The organism is Amycolatopsis sp. lyj-109, from assembly GCF_046548995.1.
GTDB lineage: Bacteria > Actinomycetota > Actinomycetes > Mycobacteriales > Pseudonocardiaceae > Amycolatopsis.
In genome coordinates, this window is the sequence record NZ_JAJPWR010000003.1 from 493,313 (window position 1) to 509,086 (window position 15,774).

The 15,774-nt window shown below is 72.3% G+C and carries 12 protein-coding genes and 1 other RNA gene; 9 read left to right on the forward strand and 4 right to left on the reverse strand.

The annotated features are described in order from the left end of the window. Positions 1-148 precede the first annotated feature (148 nt). On the forward strand, positions 149-1,891 hold the full coding sequence (locus ACLJQF_RS09760) for a hypothetical protein (RefSeq protein ID WP_410607893.1): 1,743 nt from the start codon (positions 149-151) through the stop codon (positions 1,889-1,891). 105 nt (positions 1,892-1,996) lie between these two features. On the opposite strand, the gene ACLJQF_RS09765 is transcribed toward ACLJQF_RS09760, so the two are convergent. The 4 genes from ACLJQF_RS09765 to ACLJQF_RS09780 all read right to left on the reverse strand — a co-directional run bounded on the left by ACLJQF_RS09765 (position 1,997) and on the right by ACLJQF_RS09780 (position 7,214). Continuing rightward, the gene (locus tag ACLJQF_RS09765; protein WP_410607894.1) at positions 1,997-3,238 is read right to left on the reverse strand and encodes an SLC13 family permease; all 1,242 of its coding nucleotides are present in this window, start codon (positions 3,236-3,238) and stop codon (positions 1,997-1,999) included. Between the two features lie 109 nt (positions 3,239-3,347). Then, positions 3,348-6,200, reverse strand: a complete 2,853-nt coding sequence (locus ACLJQF_RS09770; RefSeq protein WP_410607895.1) for an AAA family ATPase — start codon at positions 6,198-6,200, stop codon at positions 3,348-3,350. Between the two features lie 31 nt (positions 6,201-6,231). Further along, positions 6,232-6,639 carry a hypothetical protein gene (locus ACLJQF_RS09775; protein WP_410607896.1) on the reverse strand — a complete coding sequence of 136 codons (408 nt, stop codon included), beginning with the start codon at positions 6,637-6,639 and terminating at the stop codon, positions 6,232-6,234. Beyond that, a complete protein-coding gene (locus ACLJQF_RS09780) occupies positions 6,636-7,214 on the reverse strand; it encodes a sigma-70 family RNA polymerase sigma factor (protein WP_410607897.1) in 579 nt (192 codons plus the stop codon). The genes ACLJQF_RS09775 and ACLJQF_RS09780 overlap by 4 nt, the downstream gene beginning before the upstream one ends. Positions 7,215-7,463: 249 nt before the next feature. Here ACLJQF_RS09780 and ACLJQF_RS09785 point away from each other — a divergent pair, with 249 nt between their 5' ends. From ACLJQF_RS09785 to ACLJQF_RS09820, 8 genes are all read left to right on the forward strand, one after another. Beyond that, positions 7,464-8,132: a DUF4142 domain-containing protein gene (locus tag ACLJQF_RS09785; protein WP_410607898.1), complete on the forward strand. Its 669-nt coding sequence runs from the start codon at positions 7,464-7,466 to the stop codon at positions 8,130-8,132. Positions 8,133-8,140: 8 nt separating this feature from the next. Continuing rightward, a complete protein-coding gene (locus tag ACLJQF_RS09790; protein ID WP_410607899.1) occupies positions 8,141-8,953 on the forward strand; it encodes a 4Fe-4S domain-containing protein in 813 nt (270 codons plus the stop codon). Then, complete coding sequence (locus ACLJQF_RS09795; RefSeq protein ID WP_410607900.1) at positions 8,950-10,185, forward strand: NAD(P)/FAD-dependent oxidoreductase; 1,236 nt, start codon at positions 8,950-8,952, stop codon at positions 10,183-10,185. The genes ACLJQF_RS09790 and ACLJQF_RS09795 overlap by 4 nt, the downstream gene beginning before the upstream one ends. 20 nt (positions 10,186-10,205) lie before the next feature. Next, an RNA gene (gene rnpB, locus ACLJQF_RS09800) (RNase P RNA component class A) lies at positions 10,206-10,600 on the forward strand. A gap of 64 nt (positions 10,601-10,664) precedes the next feature. Beyond that, a complete protein-coding gene (locus ACLJQF_RS09805; RefSeq protein WP_410607901.1) occupies positions 10,665-11,519 on the forward strand; it encodes an SCO6745 family protein in 855 nt (284 codons plus the stop codon). A gap of 457 nt (positions 11,520-11,976) precedes the next feature. After that, on the forward strand, positions 11,977-12,243 hold the full coding sequence (locus ACLJQF_RS09810; RefSeq protein ID WP_247061182.1) for a hypothetical protein: 267 nt from the start codon (positions 11,977-11,979) through the stop codon (positions 12,241-12,243). A 13-nt stretch (positions 12,244-12,256) separates the two neighbouring features. After that, positions 12,257-12,739: a hypothetical protein gene (locus tag ACLJQF_RS09815; RefSeq protein ID WP_410607902.1), complete on the forward strand. Its 483-nt coding sequence runs from the start codon at positions 12,257-12,259 to the stop codon at positions 12,737-12,739. A 3-nt stretch (positions 12,740-12,742) separates the two neighbouring features. After that, entirely contained in the window at positions 12,743-15,697 is a 2,955-nt protein-coding gene (locus tag ACLJQF_RS09820; protein WP_410607903.1) for an ATP-binding protein, read from the forward strand. Positions 15,698-15,774 lie beyond the last annotated feature (77 nt).

Below are 15,774 nucleotides of genomic sequence, written 5' to 3' on the forward strand. Positions count from 1 at the left end.
CGACGCGTGGCCGACCCCCGATGGGGTATTGGCTACAGTGTCTCGACCGCGTCGCCGCGGTGGCGGGTCCGACGTGCGGACCCAGTCAGGGGGCGCCCTCGCGCGTATCCCACCGGCAGAGGCCTGCGGGCGGAACAGTGACGAGGACATGACGGCTAGCGCACTCACCGAGACATCCCCGAGCGACGTCCCCGAGGACCCGGCCACCACCACGGCCACCCGCGGCTGGGGCGTGCGCCTGGCGCCGGTGCTGGCTGTGCTCGCCGGTGTGGCGGCCGTCGCCGTGCACGCCCTCCGCTACGGCCACTGGATCGTCGACGACGCCGCCATCACTTTCTCCTACGCCCGCAGTTTCGCCGACGGCTTCGGCCCGGTGCTGCAGCCGGGCGCGCCGCCGGTCGAGGGCTTCTCCGACCCGACGTGGATGGTGCTGCTCGGCCTCGGCAAGCTCGTCGGCCTCTTCGACCACGGCGCGATCTTCGGCATCCCGGACTACGTGCTGTTCCCGAAGGCGCTGGGCCTGCTGTTCACCGGCGGCGTCCTGACGGCCTGCCACTTCGCCGCGAAGGAGATCTTCACCCGGTTCGCGTGGCTGGCGACGCTGGTCGCCGGCCTGACGCTGGCGACGATCCCGTCGTACGTCATCTGGGTCGTCTCCGGCCTGGAGAACTCGCTGTTCGCGTTCGCGGTCGTCACGCTGGGCGTGACGCTGTTCGTCTCGGTGAAGCGGGACGTGCTGCTGACGCCGAAGGTCGCGCTGTGGTCCGGGGTCATGGTGGCGTTCGCCGCACTGACCCGCCCGGAAGGCCTGATCTACGCGGGCGCGTACCCGCTCGCGGCGCTGCTCCTGCTCCGGTCCGGGCTGTTCTGGAAGAGCTTCCGGCTCGCGCTGCTGTCGGTGGCGGCGTTCGCCGTGCCGTTCGGCGCGTACGTCGTCTGGCGGCACGCGGAGTTCGGGCGGCTGCTGGCCAACCCGTCGGTGGCCAAGCAGCAGGGCCTGCCCGGGTTCGACGCCGTGAAACGGCCGTTCGAGCTGGTCGGTTACGCGGGCTGGGCCGGCGTGGTCGCGCTGGTGTTGGTGATCGTGTTCGCGCTGGTCAAGGCGCCGTGGCGGCGTTCGCTGAGCGCGCTGCTGGTGCCGCTGGGGCTCGGGATCGTCGCGTACGGCGTGATGGTCGCCGACTGGATGTACCAGCACCGGTTCGCCAGCCCGATCTGGGCGCTGGCGGTCATCGCGGGCACGCTGTCGGCGGGTGAGCTGCTGCGGCACCGGCAGGCGCTGCTGCGCGTCGGGATCGTCGTGGTGCTGGTGGGCGCGTTCGTCCCGTCGGCCATCGGGTTCGCGGCCGCGGCGGACAAGTTCGCGAAGAACCCGAACATCACGGCGTGCCTGGTGGCCGACCGCTTCGGCCGCGGCTTCAACACCTACGCCGACATCCTCGGCCTGCAGAAGGCGTCGCTGCTGCTGCCGGACCTCGGCGGCTCGTCGATGACCAGCCGGCTCGAGTTGGTCGACATGGCCGGCCTGGTCAACAAGCCGATCGCCGACCTGGTGCACGACAACGACCTGGCCGGCCTGCGCGACTACGTGTTCGACACGGTCAAGCCGACGTTCATCCACTCGTGGGGCCCCTGGGCGGCGGGCAACGGCATCGCGCTGGACCCGCGCCTCGACCGCGACTACCTGCTGATCTACAGCTCCCCGATCGAGGGCCTCCGCAACGGCGACTGGGTCCGCCGCGACGCGGTGACGGACCCGGCGAAACTCAAGGCGGCCCAGGACTACGCGGCCAAGACGATCCCGGCCGTGGCCGCGGACCGTTTCGGCGGCCCGCTGGACGACTGCGGCGCAACGATGAAGCCGGGCCAGACGATCACGATGCCCGGCTGACCAGCCCGGCCCGGCTTCGCCGAGCTCGTGATGCCCCTCCAATCACGCATGATGCCCCTCCAATCACGCGTGATGCCCCGTGGATCACGCGTAATGCCGTTCTGATCACGCGGCCAAGCCTAGGCTCAGCCAGAGGGCGACGGTCGCCGTGGCCAGGCTCAGCGGGGTCGTGAGGGCCCCCAGCACGTGGAACGTCTTGGGGGAAGGTGGTGCCGGGAGCGTCCGGCGCCACAGCAGCGTCGCCAGTGAGCCGAGGTAGCTCGCGTTCGGGCCGATGTTGACGCCGAGCAGCACCGCCAGCAGCACGCCCGGCGCCGGGTGCGGGCCCAGCACCGACAGCAGGATGAGGGTGGCCGGGAGGTTGTTGACCAGGTTGGCCAGCAGCGCGGCGACCCCGGCCGCGACCAGCAGGTCGACCAGGCCCGTCGACGTCGGCAGGACATCGCGCAGCACGCCGCCGAGGACGTGCTCCGACACGGCCTCGACCACGACGGCCAGGCCCAGCACGAACAGGCACAGTTGCGGCGCGGCCTCGGTGACCAGCTGCCACGGCCGGATCTTGCCCCGCGCCACCGCGCGCACGCCGAGGATCAGCGCGGCCAGCGCGGCGATCCAGACCGGCTCGACGTGCCCGAGCTGCCCGACCGCGAACCCGGCGAGCGTGAGGCCGAGGATGACGAGGGCGAACGTCGGCGTCTCGAGGTGCTGCCGCGGTTCGGGCGTCTCGCGCGGCCGCAGGTCGGCGGCGAAGAACCGCAGGAACACCAGCAGTTCGACGGCGATCGTGACCAGCCACGGCAACGCCATCAGCGCGGTGAACCCGGCGAAGGTCAGCCCGGACGCGGCGAAGGCCAGCAGGTTCGTCAGGTTGGACACCGGCAGCAGCGTCGACGCCGAGTTGGCCAGGTGCGCGCAGGCGTAGACGTGCGGCCGCGCGGGCAGCTCCAAGCTGGCAGCGGTGGCGAGGACCACCGGGGTGAGCAGCACGACGGTGGCGTCCAGGCTGAGGATCGCGGTGACCCCGGCCGCGGCGGCGAAGGTGAGCACCAGCAGGCGCCGCGGCCGGCCGTGGCACGCCTCGGCGAGCCGGTTGCCGAGCCAGGCGAAGACGCCGTCGACACTGGCCAAAAAGGACAAAAGCAGGATCGCGGCCAGAAAGCCCAGGGTGGGCAGGATTTCGACGGCTCGTTCCCCGGCCGCGGCGGGCGGCACCAGGCCGAGCAGGAGGGCGATCCCGGCGGCCGGCACCGCGGCGACGGCTTCCGGCCACCCCCGCGGCCGGACGATGGCGAAGACGAGCACGCCGGCCAGGAGCAGCAGGCTGGCCGCGCCCGCGAGGAGGTTCACGCGTTCACGCTAACTGCGGCCCGATTCTGTCGGTGCTCCCGGGTAGCGTGGAATACGGGGGGCGCCCCCGCGCAGTGGGAGTCCGAAGTGGACTTCAGCCGTTCGAGGCTCAGCGACCGTCCGCCCGCTGCGAAGACTTCGCCAGCGCCCCGTTCAGCTCCGCCCGCCCCGGGATCCCCAGCTTCCGGTACGCACCGGACAAATGCAGCTCCACGGTCCGCCGCGTCAGGTGCAGGGCCGTCGCGATCTCGCGGTTGGTCAACCCCTGGGCCGCCATCACCGCGATGCGGTTCTCCTGCCGGGTCAACCCGTGCTCGTTGTCCTTCGCCGGCGTCAGTGCCCGCCGCGACGAGCGCAGCTCCTCCGCCGCGCGGCGGGCCAGCGGCCGCGCTCCGCACTGCTCGCTCAGCTCCACCGCCTGCCGCAGGGTCTCGATGGCCTTTTCGGACTGACCGTGCCGTGCCTGGAGCGTGCCGAGCTCCGTCAGCGCCGTCGCCAGTTGCAGCCGCGCCGGTGACGACCGCAGCGTCGCGATCGCCTTCTGCAGCGCCCGGTCGGCCTCGTCGTCCTCGCGGACCAGCCCGAGTGTCGTGAGCGCCGTGCCCAGCGGCCGGGCCGCGCCCCAGCGGGCCGACGCGTTGATGTCCTCTTCGGCCAGGCGGGCCGCGTCGTCGGTCTGGCCGAGGGCCAGGGCCGCGCGCGCCGCGTGCGCCCGCCACGGCACGAACCCGGGGAACCGCATGCCGTGGTGCGCCAGGCGCCGGCCGCAGCTGAGCAGGTCCTCGAACCCGAAGCGGGTGTACCCCGTCGCGACGCGCAGGCGGCCGCGCGCGTACAGCAGGTACGTGTGGGTGAACAGGCCCTGGCTGGCGACGAAGTCCATCCGGTCCAGCAGCGACGTCGCCGCCTCGAAGCGGCCCAGGTCCACCCAGCATTCGACGAGCTTCGCCGCGCACAGCACGCCGACCGGGCAGGTCGTCGTCCCGCCGCGCTCGTCGAAGCGGCGCAGCAGCGATTCGAAGTGGACGCTCGCGCGCTGCAGGTCGCCGCTGGCCTGCAGGGCGATCCCGCGGGCGAGGGTGGGGAGCGCGCCGTGCGGCACGTGGACGTCCCACGGCTCGCGCTCGACGTCGAGGACCCGGCACAGCCGGTCGACGTGGGCCGGCTCGTCCGCGAGCACCGCCGTCGCCAGGGTGAAGAAGTAGTGCTGTTCGAAGAGCTCGCCGTCGTCGCCGACCACTCCTCGGGGGTTCCGGGTGGCGGAGCCCCCGGCCCGGGGCGGAGCCCCGGCTTGACTCAGCGCGTCCGCGAAGTGCCCGACGGCGTCCGGCGCGGACTCGCCGCTGCGGACGGCGTCCAGCGCCAGTAGCGCCGAACGGCTCCGCTGGGCCGCCGGGTCGGTCAGCGGGGCCCACTGCTCTTCGAAGTCGCGGAACTCCGGGGGTGGGCCGAGCCTGCTGCCGGCCTCGGCGAGGTAGGTCATGCACAGCAGCGGCCACACGGCGTCCGGGCCGCCCGCGTCCAGCCGCGCCGCGATCTGCCCCGCCGCGCTGATCCCCAGCCGGGCGTCCTGGCCGCCGCAGAGCGACAGGAGCATCGCGGTGGCGATGTACGCGGCCGTCTCGCGGTTGCCGACGGTGTCGACGGCCTCCCGGACCCGCTTCGCCGCGCCGGGCGGGTCGAACTGGAACTCCGCGTGCGCCAGCTGCAGCAGCACGGCCATCCGGCGCCCGGACGTCAGCCGCTCCTCCAGGGCCCGCCGCAGGTGCCGCGCGGCCAGCTCGGCCCGGCCGGAGAACACGGCGTCGCGCGCGCTCAGCCGCAGCACGTCCACCGCCCACGGGATCCGGATCGACGTCGCTTCCAGCAGGTGGGCGGCCACCCGCTCGGGCGGCGCCCCCGCCTCGGTCAGCAGCTTCGCCGCCCGGGAGTGGTTGACCGCCCGGGTGGTCTGCGGCATGTCCTTCAGCAGCGAGTTGCGGACGAACGAGTAGGTCAGGGTCGGCTGGTCGCTGTTGTTCAGCACGTGCAGCCGGACCAGGGTGTCGATCGCCTGCAGCGCGTCGAGCTCGTCGACGCCGGCCAGCCGGGCCAGCAGGTCGAACCCGGCGTCCTCGCCGAGGATCGCCGCCGCGTGCAGGATGGCCGGCGTGTGCGGGAACTCCTGCACCCGCGTGGTGAGCACCTGCCCGATCAGCGACGAGCCGAGCTCGTGCGGGTCCGCGCCGGGCAGCAGCCGCGGCCGCAGCGCCTGCAGCAGCACCGGGTTGCCGCCGGTCGCCTCACGGCAGGCGGAGGCCAGCTCCCCGGGGGCGAGGCCGAGGATTTCCGCCGCGGCCGCGTCGCCGAGGCCGGTCAGCGTGATCGTGAGCGGGGTGCTCCCCACCATGTCCAGCAGCGCGACCTCGCGGTGCTGGGGATAGCCGATGACCGACGTCAGGGCGAGCAGCACCGGCAGGTCGAGGACGCGGTTGCGGAGGTAGGCCAGGCACCGCATGGACCAGGCGTCGGCCAGGTGGATGTTGTCGATGCCGAGGAACAGCGGACCCCGCTCGGTGGCGTCGCGGACGACCCGGAAGAAGAGGTCGAGCGCTTCGCTCTCGCCGGCCGTCCCGCACAGCTCGGCGACGGGCGGGCGCGGCGGCACACCCGGCTCCTCGAGCGCGTCGGCCAGCTGGCGGACGATCCCACCGGGCAGGTGGCTCTCCAGCCGCGACCCGGTGGCCGTCGCGACGGTGAAGCCCGCGTCCGAGGCCAGCGCCGCGGTGGTCCGCAGGGTGGCGCTCTTGCCCATGCCGAACTCGCCGGCCAGCACCGCGCTGGCGGCCGCGCCGTCCAGTACGACCGGGAAGAGGCTGGTCAGGCGGCTGAGCTCGGGTTCGCGGCCGGGGAGCCGCGGGGCGGGACGCTTCGGTACCGAAGCCCCGCTGACGGGGTGCTCAGGATTTACTTCGGTATCCACCGTAAGGACTTTCATGTTGGGTTGGGGCAGACTACTGGAAACCGGCCGACCACGGGAGAGACCGTGGACCGCGGCCGGTACCGGCCACGACCTGACCAGGGGAGACGATGGACGCAGCGGTTGCGAACCGGACCTTCCCGACGGCCGGCCGGTGCGCGCAGAGGGCCATCGCGGCCACGCCGAGCGCGAGCAGCAGGAGTGGGCCGGCAACCGGCCCCCGCAGGGCCGTCGACCCCGCCGACTTCCGGCGCCGGGCCGCACCGTCGCCAGGCGGCAGGTAGCCGAGCCGCACCGCCTCGGCCAGCGCGCCGGTCACCGGCGTGAACCGGTCGACCCGGCCCTGGCAGCGAGCGCAGCCCCGAAGGTGGGCCTCGAACTCTTCCGGATCGTCGTGGACGCCGAGCCCGTAGGCCGCGGCTTCCCCTTTCCGCCCCCTCATCGGATCGTCACTTCCCCGAGCGCTTTCCGCAATTGCCGCATCGCCGTGTACAACCGCGATTTGACGGTTCCCTCCGGAATTCCGAGAATTTCCGCTGCCTGTCGAACGGTGTTTCCTGCGAGATACGTCTCGTAGATGACCGACTGATATTTGGCGTCCAGTTCCCGCAATGCCCGAGTAATCGTTAGCGCCGCTAACGAGCTGTCCGCGCGGTCTGTGGACTCGGCGTTTTCCGGGATGTCCAGAGCGACCTCCTGCGGGCGGACGCGGCGATTCCTCCAGCCGTCGATGACGATCCGCCGGGCCACCGTGAGCAGCCATCCGCGCAGCATTCCGGGCTCGCGCTCGAGCGTGTCGGAGTGCTGCCAGGCGCGGATCATGGTCTCCTGCACCACGTCTTCGGTCCACTGCCGATCATGGTTGGTCAGGGACAGGACCTGCGCAAACAGGGTGGCGCGGAAGTCTTTGTAGAGCAGCGGGACGAGGTCGTCTCGCGCGGCGGGGCCGCTTTCGACCGCGGTCGCAGACGTCGCGTAGCCGACGTGGCCGCGACTTTCTCTTCCGGGTGCTTCCATAAAGCTCGCAACCTCACCTGACTGGCGGACCGTGGGGTCATCGGAGCGTAGCGCAAAATCACTTAATAGGCCATATGCATTAGTTTCAGGACTCAATTCGACGCAGTGTCCGTGAGCGTCGCGGTGGATCGGTTCACAATGTGTCTTGTGATGCACGTCACAGGTCACTAAAAGGTGACGGCGAGAACCGGATCGCACCTTCCCTCCGTAACAGGAGGTGAGGACTCCTTTGCGAAGGGACAAACGGGGATGCCGCTCCGATTCGTGGCGTTGCTGGCCGCTGCGACCGCGCTCGTGCTGGGCTGCGCCGTGCCGGCCTCGGCCGGGGAACTGCAGCAGTCCGACCGCGCCCTGCTGACCCGGCTCAAGCAGCACACGCTGTGGGCCGTGCCGTCGAGCAGGCTCGCCGTCGAGCGGGCCACCAACCGGCGCGTGCGCGCCGTCGCCGTCCGCATCGCCGACGACCAGGCCCGCCTCGACGTCGCCCTGCGCGCGGTCGCCGACCGGCTCGCCGTCACCCTGCCGGGGGAGCCGACCGGCCAGGAGCGCCGCTGGGCCGACGAAATCGCCGCCGACTCCGGCGACGCGTTCGACCGCGCCTACGTCAACCGCCTCCGCGCCGAGTACGGCACGCTCTTCGCACTCGCCTCCGACGTCCGCGCGGGCACCCGCGACGACGACGTCCGCGCGTTCGCCCAGACCGCCGTCGACACCTCGCTCGGGCACCTGACGCTCCTCGAGAGCACCGGGCTCGCCGAGACCACGTCCCTGCTCGTCTCCGCCACCGAGGACGACACCCTCGGCGGCGGTGCCATCGCTGCCGGCGCCGTGTTCGTGGCCCTCGCCGCCGTCGCCACGTTCGGCCTGCTCCGCCTGCTCGGAACCCCCGGCAGGACCTCGCCGCGCACCCGGAGGTAAGCCGCCCCATGTCCCTTTCCGCCGCGCTGATCCCGGTGTCGCCGCACGACACCGGGATCACCGAGGCGGCCGCGCTGTCCGGCCGCCTCACCTACCTCTGCATGTGCCTGACGCTGTGCTGGGGCGTGCTGGCCGCCACCGGCTGGGTCCGCCGGTTCAGCGGCCAGGACGCGATCCGCACCGGGCACGTCGTGCTCGCCGCGTTCACCCTCGCCACCGGCACCCTGCACGGGCTGACCTTCCTCTTCCTGGAGGACGACCCCTTCGGCGTCGCGGACCTGCTCCTGCCGTTCTACGACGGCACCCCGCGGCACGCGCTGGGCATCGTGGGCCTCGAGCTCGTCATCGCCGTGTCCGTGACCGCGGGGCTGCGCCGCGGCGCCGTCGGCGGCCGCTGGCTGCGCTTCCACCAGGTCGGGTACCTCGCCATCGGCCTGCTCGCCGTGCACGCCTGGCTGGGCGCCATCGCGAGCGGGCACCTCGCCGTCGTCTGGCTCGCCGGCATCACGCTGCTCGTCCCGCCGGTGCTCCTCTCGGTGCTGCGCGTGCTGCCCGCCAAGGTGCTCGCCCGCGCCGGGCTGGTCACGCCGCCGTCCGCCGAGGACGGCCCGGAACCGGCCACCGTGCGCGTCGACGTCGACAGCCAGCGCTGTCACGCCTACGGGGTCTGCCAGTCCGAGGCGCCCCAGGTCTTCCAGCTCGGCCTGGACGGGCAGCTCGCGTACGAGAAGCGCCCCGGTGCCCAGCTGGTCCCGAACGTCCAGGCCGCCGCGCGCGCCTGCCCGATGAGAGCCATCCACCTGTTGGGAGCCACCCGATGAGCGAACGCATCGTCATCGCCGGAGCCGGCCTCGCCGGCCTGCGCGCGGCCGAACGGCTGCGCGAGCTCGGGTTCGACGGCGAAGTCGTCGTCCTCGGTGCCGAACCGGACATCGCCTACCACCGCCCGGCCCTGTCCAAGCAGCTGCTGACCGGCGCGGTCAGCCGCGCCGACACCCTGCTCGCCGACCCCCTCGCGGTCGACGCCGAATGGCGCTTCGACACGCCGGTCACGGCGCTCTCGCCGAACCGGCAGGTCGTCCACCTCCGCGACGAGGAACTGCACTACGACGGCCTGATCATCGCCACCGGCGTCGAACCGCGGCGGATGCCCGGCGCGCCGCACGGCCACCCGCGCGTGGTCGTCGTCCGCACCCTGGCCGACACGATCGCCCTCCAGCGGGCCCTGGCCTCCAACCCCGGCCCGGTCGCCGTCATCGGCGACGGCTTCATCGGCTGCGAAGTCGCCTCCAGCCTGCGCGAGATGAACCGCGAGGTCGTCCTCTTCGGCCGGGCGAGAGCCCTGCTCGCGGATGTCCTCGGTCCCGACATCGGCGACTGGCTCACGGCGCTGCACACCGCCCGCGGCGTCCGCCTCGAACTCGGCACCACGATCCGCCGCTGGCGGCCCGCGCCCACGCACGTCGGCCTCGAGTTCGCCGACGGCCGCGCCCTCGAGGTCGCCTGCGTCGTCGTCGCCGTCGGCAGCGTCCCGGCGGTGTCCTGGCTGCGCGGCGCCAAGCTGCCGCTCGACGACGGCGTCGTCTGCGCGCCGACCTGCCACGTGGTCGGCTCGTCGACGATCGTCGCGGCCGGCGACGTCGCCCGCTGGCCCAACCTCCGCTTCGGCCCCACGCCGCACCGGGAGGAGCACTGGCTCAACGCCGTCGAGATGAGCCGCGCCGCCGCCGAGAACCTCCTCGCCGGACCCCAGGGGTCCCCGGCCTACACGCCGGTGCCGCGCTACTGGTCCGAGCAGCACGGCGTCCGGATCCAGGTCGCCGGCCGGCCGTCGCTGGGGACCGACACGGTGCTGCTCGAGTCGCCGATTCCCGGCACCCGGCCCATCACCGGCTTCGTCCACCAAGGCCGGCTCGTCGGGTTGATCGGCCTCGACAGCCCCGCCGCCGTCCTCCACTGGACCGCCGAACTGGCCCGCCAGCACCCGGTGCCGGCCGAGTCCCCGCCCGCAGTCCGGCCCCGCCACCACAGCGAGGCGGTGGCCGGTTACTGAGCTACGATCCAGCCTGCGGACGAGCTGGCAGGGCGGCCGCGGGCCGGGGCGACCCGGCCCGAGGAAAGTCCGGACTCCACAGGGCAGGGTGGTTGCTAACGGCAACCCGGGGTGACCCGCGGGAAAGTGCCACAGAGAACAGACCGCCCCCGTCCTGGACGGGGGTAAGGGTGAAACGGTGGTGTAAGAGACCACCAGCGTCCCGGGTGACCGGGACGGCTAGGTAAACCCCACCCGGAGCAAGGCCAAGAGGGAGCCTCCGGGCTCCTGCGCAGGCGTTCGAGGACGGCCCGTCCGAGCCTGCGGGTAGGCCGCTGGAGCCTGCCGGCGACGGCAGGCCGAGATGGATGGCCGCCGCCCCGCGAGCCGCAAGGCGACCGGGGAACAGGATCCGGCTTACATGCCAGCTCGTCCGCCCCACCTTCTTCCGGCCGCGGAAGAAGGTTTCGCCGGTGGTTACCCGGTAGTAGGGTTCGGGCATGGCGGGTGACGAGAAGCGGTTCAAGTCGGCTTTCGATTCCTTGCACGCTTTCACGTACTTCGCGCCCGAAGTCGATGCCGCGCTCACCGGCGCCGGGCTCCGGCCGGGCCGGATGCCGTACTTCGCGAGCCGGTCCGCGGCCATGGGGGCCGTCGGGCCCGAGGTCGTCGCGGCCACCTTCTACAACTTCAACCCCGAGGTCGTCGCCCGCGTGATCCCGCGCGCCTGGACGCTGGCGACGCCGGAGCAGGTCCTGGACGCCCGGCTCGACGGCACCGACCGGGCCCTGACCCGCCTGCTCGGCGACCACGTGAAGAGCGACGAGGTCGCCGAGGCCGCCGAACTCGCGCGCGAAGCCGCCGCCGGGTGCACCGGCGAAGGACGTCCCCTCTACGCCGCGCACGCGGGGCTCGACTGGCCGGGGGAGCCGCACCTCGTCCTCTGGCACGCCATCACCCTGCTGCGCGAGTACCGCGGCGACGGCCACGTCGCCGCCCTGGTCCTGAACGGCCTGAGCGGCCTGGACGCCCTGATCACCCACGTCGCCACCGGCCGCGGGTTCGCCGTCGACGCCGCCAAGCTGACCCGCGGCTGGAGCGACGAGCAGTGGACGGCCGCCGAGGCCGCCCTCACCGGCCGCGGGATCCTCGACGCCGACGGCGGGCTCACCGACGCGGGCGCGGCCGTCCGCGACGCCGTCGAGATCGCTACCGAATCCGCGTCGCGGGGGCCGTGGGACCACCTCGGTGCCGAGCGGGCCGCCCGGCTCGAAGAGCTCGGCCGCGGGCTCAGCCGCCGGATCGTCGAAGCCGGCGCCTTTCCGGACGGCGTCTTCCGCCGCCCCCGGAGCTGACTGATGGCTCAAGATCACGCTATGTAGTGAAAAAGTTGTGAAGTATCGGGCACCCCGTGACGGACAGCACTCGCGAGCAAGATCGACATGGGTGCCGACCGGCCGACGGTCGTCACAGAGCGGACTCGGGGGACGCGGCCGTTCGTGTCATGCAACACTGTTCCAGGCCGCACAACGGCCGGGAAATCAGTACCCACAGTGAGCAAATCCCGGGCAGTGGGGTGAGTTCGTCAGCACACTGAGAAGTATGGGTGGCCGGGGTTCAACCCGAGGGCCCTTGCCGCGATGATGGTGGGCGTGGAGATTTCGTGTGCCATCCGCATCACGCCGGTTGACGAGCCAGCCGGTCTCTACGCTGTGCACTTTGACCACTACCCCTCGTAGCCCCCATGATGTTGTTCGAAGCACCGCCTGAGCCAGAATCGCGCGGCCCCCACCGCGCACCGGGAGTATCACGATGATGACCTTGACCACCCTCGACACGCTGGCCGCCGGCGAACTGGGCACGGGGAACGTGCGCCAGTGGCTGCTCGACAACGTCATCCCCCTGGTGCTGCTGTCCGTCGCGCTCCTGCTCCTGTGGCTGGGCGGCGGCAAGGGCGACAACGCCGGTGTCATGCGCCGGCTCGCCGGCGTGGTCATCGCGCTCGCCATCATCGGTCTCGCGGTCAGCGGCGCGGGCGTGAACGTGGGCCAGTGGATCGCCGGCCTGTTCACCGGCTGAGAGGCGGGCCCGCGTGCGCATCAGGACCGATGACGAGGTGTACCGGGTCGACGCCGTGTGGCTCGGCCCGCCGAAAGCGACTTTTCCCTGGAGAGCCCGGTACGTCGCCTGGCTCATCGGCATCCCGGCGTTCTTCGTCGTCCTCGGCGTCGAACGCTGGGCGGGGTGGAGCTTCGGGTTCTTCTCGACGGCGTGGGCGTTCGTCGCCACCATCGTGATCACCCGGCTGCTCACGGCCAAGATCAGCCACGAGCGCCCGCTCGGCACCGTGGTCGCGATGGCGGGCCGCGAGCTGAACACGCCGCGGGTACGGACCACGGGCACCGGGGGCGCGGTCAGCGCCAGCCGCGTTCGGGTGCGGGTCGAGCGCCCGCTGCCGAAGCACCGCCGCAGGCGGCAGTACCAGCACCACGGCGGGTCGCCGCCGGGTGTGGCAGTCCAGGGAACACCACGAGCGCGCCGGAGCCGGGGCAACTCGGCTCGGGCCGGGAGGTAGTCGTTGTTCGGTCGCGGCGGTAGCCGAGGAAAACGGGGTCGGGACACGCACTCGGGCGGATGGCAACCGCCCGAGCAGGTCCGCGCGTCGCGCAACGGCTCGGGGAACAAGGCGCGCCTGCCCGGTGAGCAGGCGATTCCCGCATATACCCCGTCGATCGCGGTGCGAAGCATCGACGGGCACCTGGTCCGCACCGGCGTCGAGGTCTACGCGTGGTACCGGCTGGCGCCGCAGCGCTGGTCGTTCCGCTCGGACTCCCAGCGGCGCGACCTGATCGCGGCCATCGCCGGCCAGTACGCCGAGCTGCAGGGCCGCTGGCTGCACCTGCGCGTGACGAACCGGCCGTACCCGATCCGGATGTGGGCCGAGGCGCACGTCTACAACGCCCACAACCGCCCCGGCGACGTCCCGGGCGCGCTGTCGTTCGACGACTACCTGATCGGCGAGCAGCAGCAGCTGATGGGCCGCTCGATGGCCGAAAAAGAGGTCTACCTCGGGGTCCAGGTACAGACCCGCCGGATGGTCGACCGCGCGGTCGAACGCGCCGCGCCGGTGCTGCGCAAGATCCTGCCCGAAGCCGTCGACGCCGAGCTGACCGCGCTGGACTCCGAGGTCGAGCACCTCGACCAGGTCATCGGCAGCGCCGGGCTGGAAGGCCGTCCGGTGCACGCCGAGGAGATGTCCTGGCTGATGCACCGGTCCTGTTCGCTGGGCCTGCCCGCCCCGCGGAACATGCCCGCCGTGCCGGGCGCCGCGTGGGAGCCGGAGGACCTGGCCAGCTTCACCGACGCCGCCGACTACTACGCCGACCCGTACGCGCCGACGGTGACCGTTCGCGGCCGCACCGGCTCCAACGCCGGCGTCTCGCGGCACCTGGCGATCCTGACCGTCGGGCAGATGCACGGCCTGCAGATCCCCGAGGTCGACGACCCGTGGATCCAGCACGCCGACCGGCTGCCCGCCGCGGTCGAGGTGTCCGCGCGGATCTACGTCCGGCGCCCTGAAGAGGTCGCCAGCGAACTGCAGCGGCAGATGAACAAGGTCCGCTCGCAGGTCAAGCACTACACCGACGAGCACGAGCTCGAACCACCGCAGTCGCTGTCCCGGCAGGCCGGCCGCGTGCTGGAGATCGACGACGAGATGACGTCGGGCTTCACCGCGCTGGCCACCCGCGTCCGCTCCTGGTGGCGGCTGGCGGTGTCCGGTCCGACCGAGCGCGACGCGCTGCGCCTGGCCCAGCAGCTGCTCGACCTGTACAAGCCGAAGATCGCCATCGAGCACCCCGAGGCCCAGTACGCGATGGCCCGCGAGTTCATCCCGGGCGAGCCCCTCGCATCGGCGGCGTACATGCGCCGCGGCTCGGTGGTCTGGGCGTCCTCGGCGGTCCCGACGGCGACCGCGGAGGTCGGCGACCGCCGCGGCATCCTGCTCGGCGAGACGTGCACGGCGACCCGGCGCCCGGTGGCCTGGGACCCGTGGATGGCCCAGGAGATCCGCGACGCCTCCGGCCTGACCGCGATGGTGGCCGGCCTGGGTGGTGGTAAGTCGTTCCTCGGCGGCGGCATCGTCTACAAGACGCTGCGCGCGGGGGCGAACTGGACCATCCTCGACCCGTCCGGCCCCCTGTCGCGGCTGTGCGACCTGCCGGAGCTGCGGCCGTACGCGCGGCCGATCAACCTGCTCAACGCCCAGCCGGGGATCCTGAACCCGTACCGGGTGGTCGCCGAGCCGCTGATCGAGCACTTCATGGACGAGGACGACCCCGAACGCTCCTGGCGCCGCGAGAAGGCCCTTGCGGGCGCGACGCGGCGGCGTCTGGTGCTCGATGTACTGAGCGGTGTGCTGCCGTACGAGGTCTCGCGGATGGCGCAGACGCGGATCGTGCTGCTGCGCGCGGTCCGCACGGTCGGCGGCCGCTTCGACGCCGACCCCGGCCAGGTAATCGATGCCCTGCGCCGGGATTCTTCGGAACACCACGAGCACGCGGGCGTGGTCGCGGACTTCCTCGACGAGATGCGCGAGCGGATGGCGCTGCTCATCCCGGAGACGGACGCGGACCCGTACTCGGAGACGCGTGACGACCGCCTGACGGTCCTGACGATGGCCGGGCTGACCCTGCCGAAGGACGGCGTCCCCCGCGAGTACTGGACGGACGCGGAGTCCCTCGGCGTCGAGATGCTGAACCTGGCGGCGTGGCTGACCCAGCGGTCGGTGTACGAGAAGCCGAAGGAGATGCGCAAGGGCGTCTGGATCGACGAGGCGTTCTTCCTGTCCGAGGTTCCGACCGGCCGCGTGCTGATGAACCGCTTCGCGCGTGACTCGCGGAAGTGGAACGTCCGGGTGCTGCTGTCGTCCCAGATCCCGGCGGACTTCCTGAAGATCCAGGGCTTCGTGGCACTGCTGGACTCGGTGTTCGTCGGCCGCCTCGACGACGACGACGCCCAGGCGGACGCTCTCCGGCTGCTGAAGGTACCGGTCGGAGTGGGCTACGAGCAGGTCGTCGCGGCCCTGGGGCGTCGTCCGGGCGCCCAGCAGCGCGGCCTGGAGCGCGACGTGGAGCCCCGCCAGTTCATCTTCGGCGACGGTGCGGGAGGCGTGGAGCGCATCCGCGTCGACTTCTCCGGCCCGCACCTGGACCACCTGCGCGCGGTCATGGACACGACACCGGGTTCGAAGGACGCGGCCCCCACGCGGCGTCCGGGCAACGAGCTGGCCCTGCCGGCGGAGGAGAAGAAGCCGTACGTCGCGGTCCCGCCGGAGGACGACATCGAGCTGGAGCAGGACTTCGAGCTGGCGGCGGAACTGGAGGTCGGCCTGGCCGACGAAAACCTCCTGGGCGCGCCCGACCCATTGGCCACCGAGACAGGCGAGGTGGAGGGCGGCGTCCAGCCGTCCAACGGGCAGCAGCAACACGCCCGTACCGGTGGAAAGGGCGGCACCGGCCGGGACGCCGCATGAACGCGGCCCGGGAACGAGGCGTGCGCGCGGACGCGGGCCCCGGCCGCCGGGTCGTGGGCCACCGCCCCGAAGCCGGT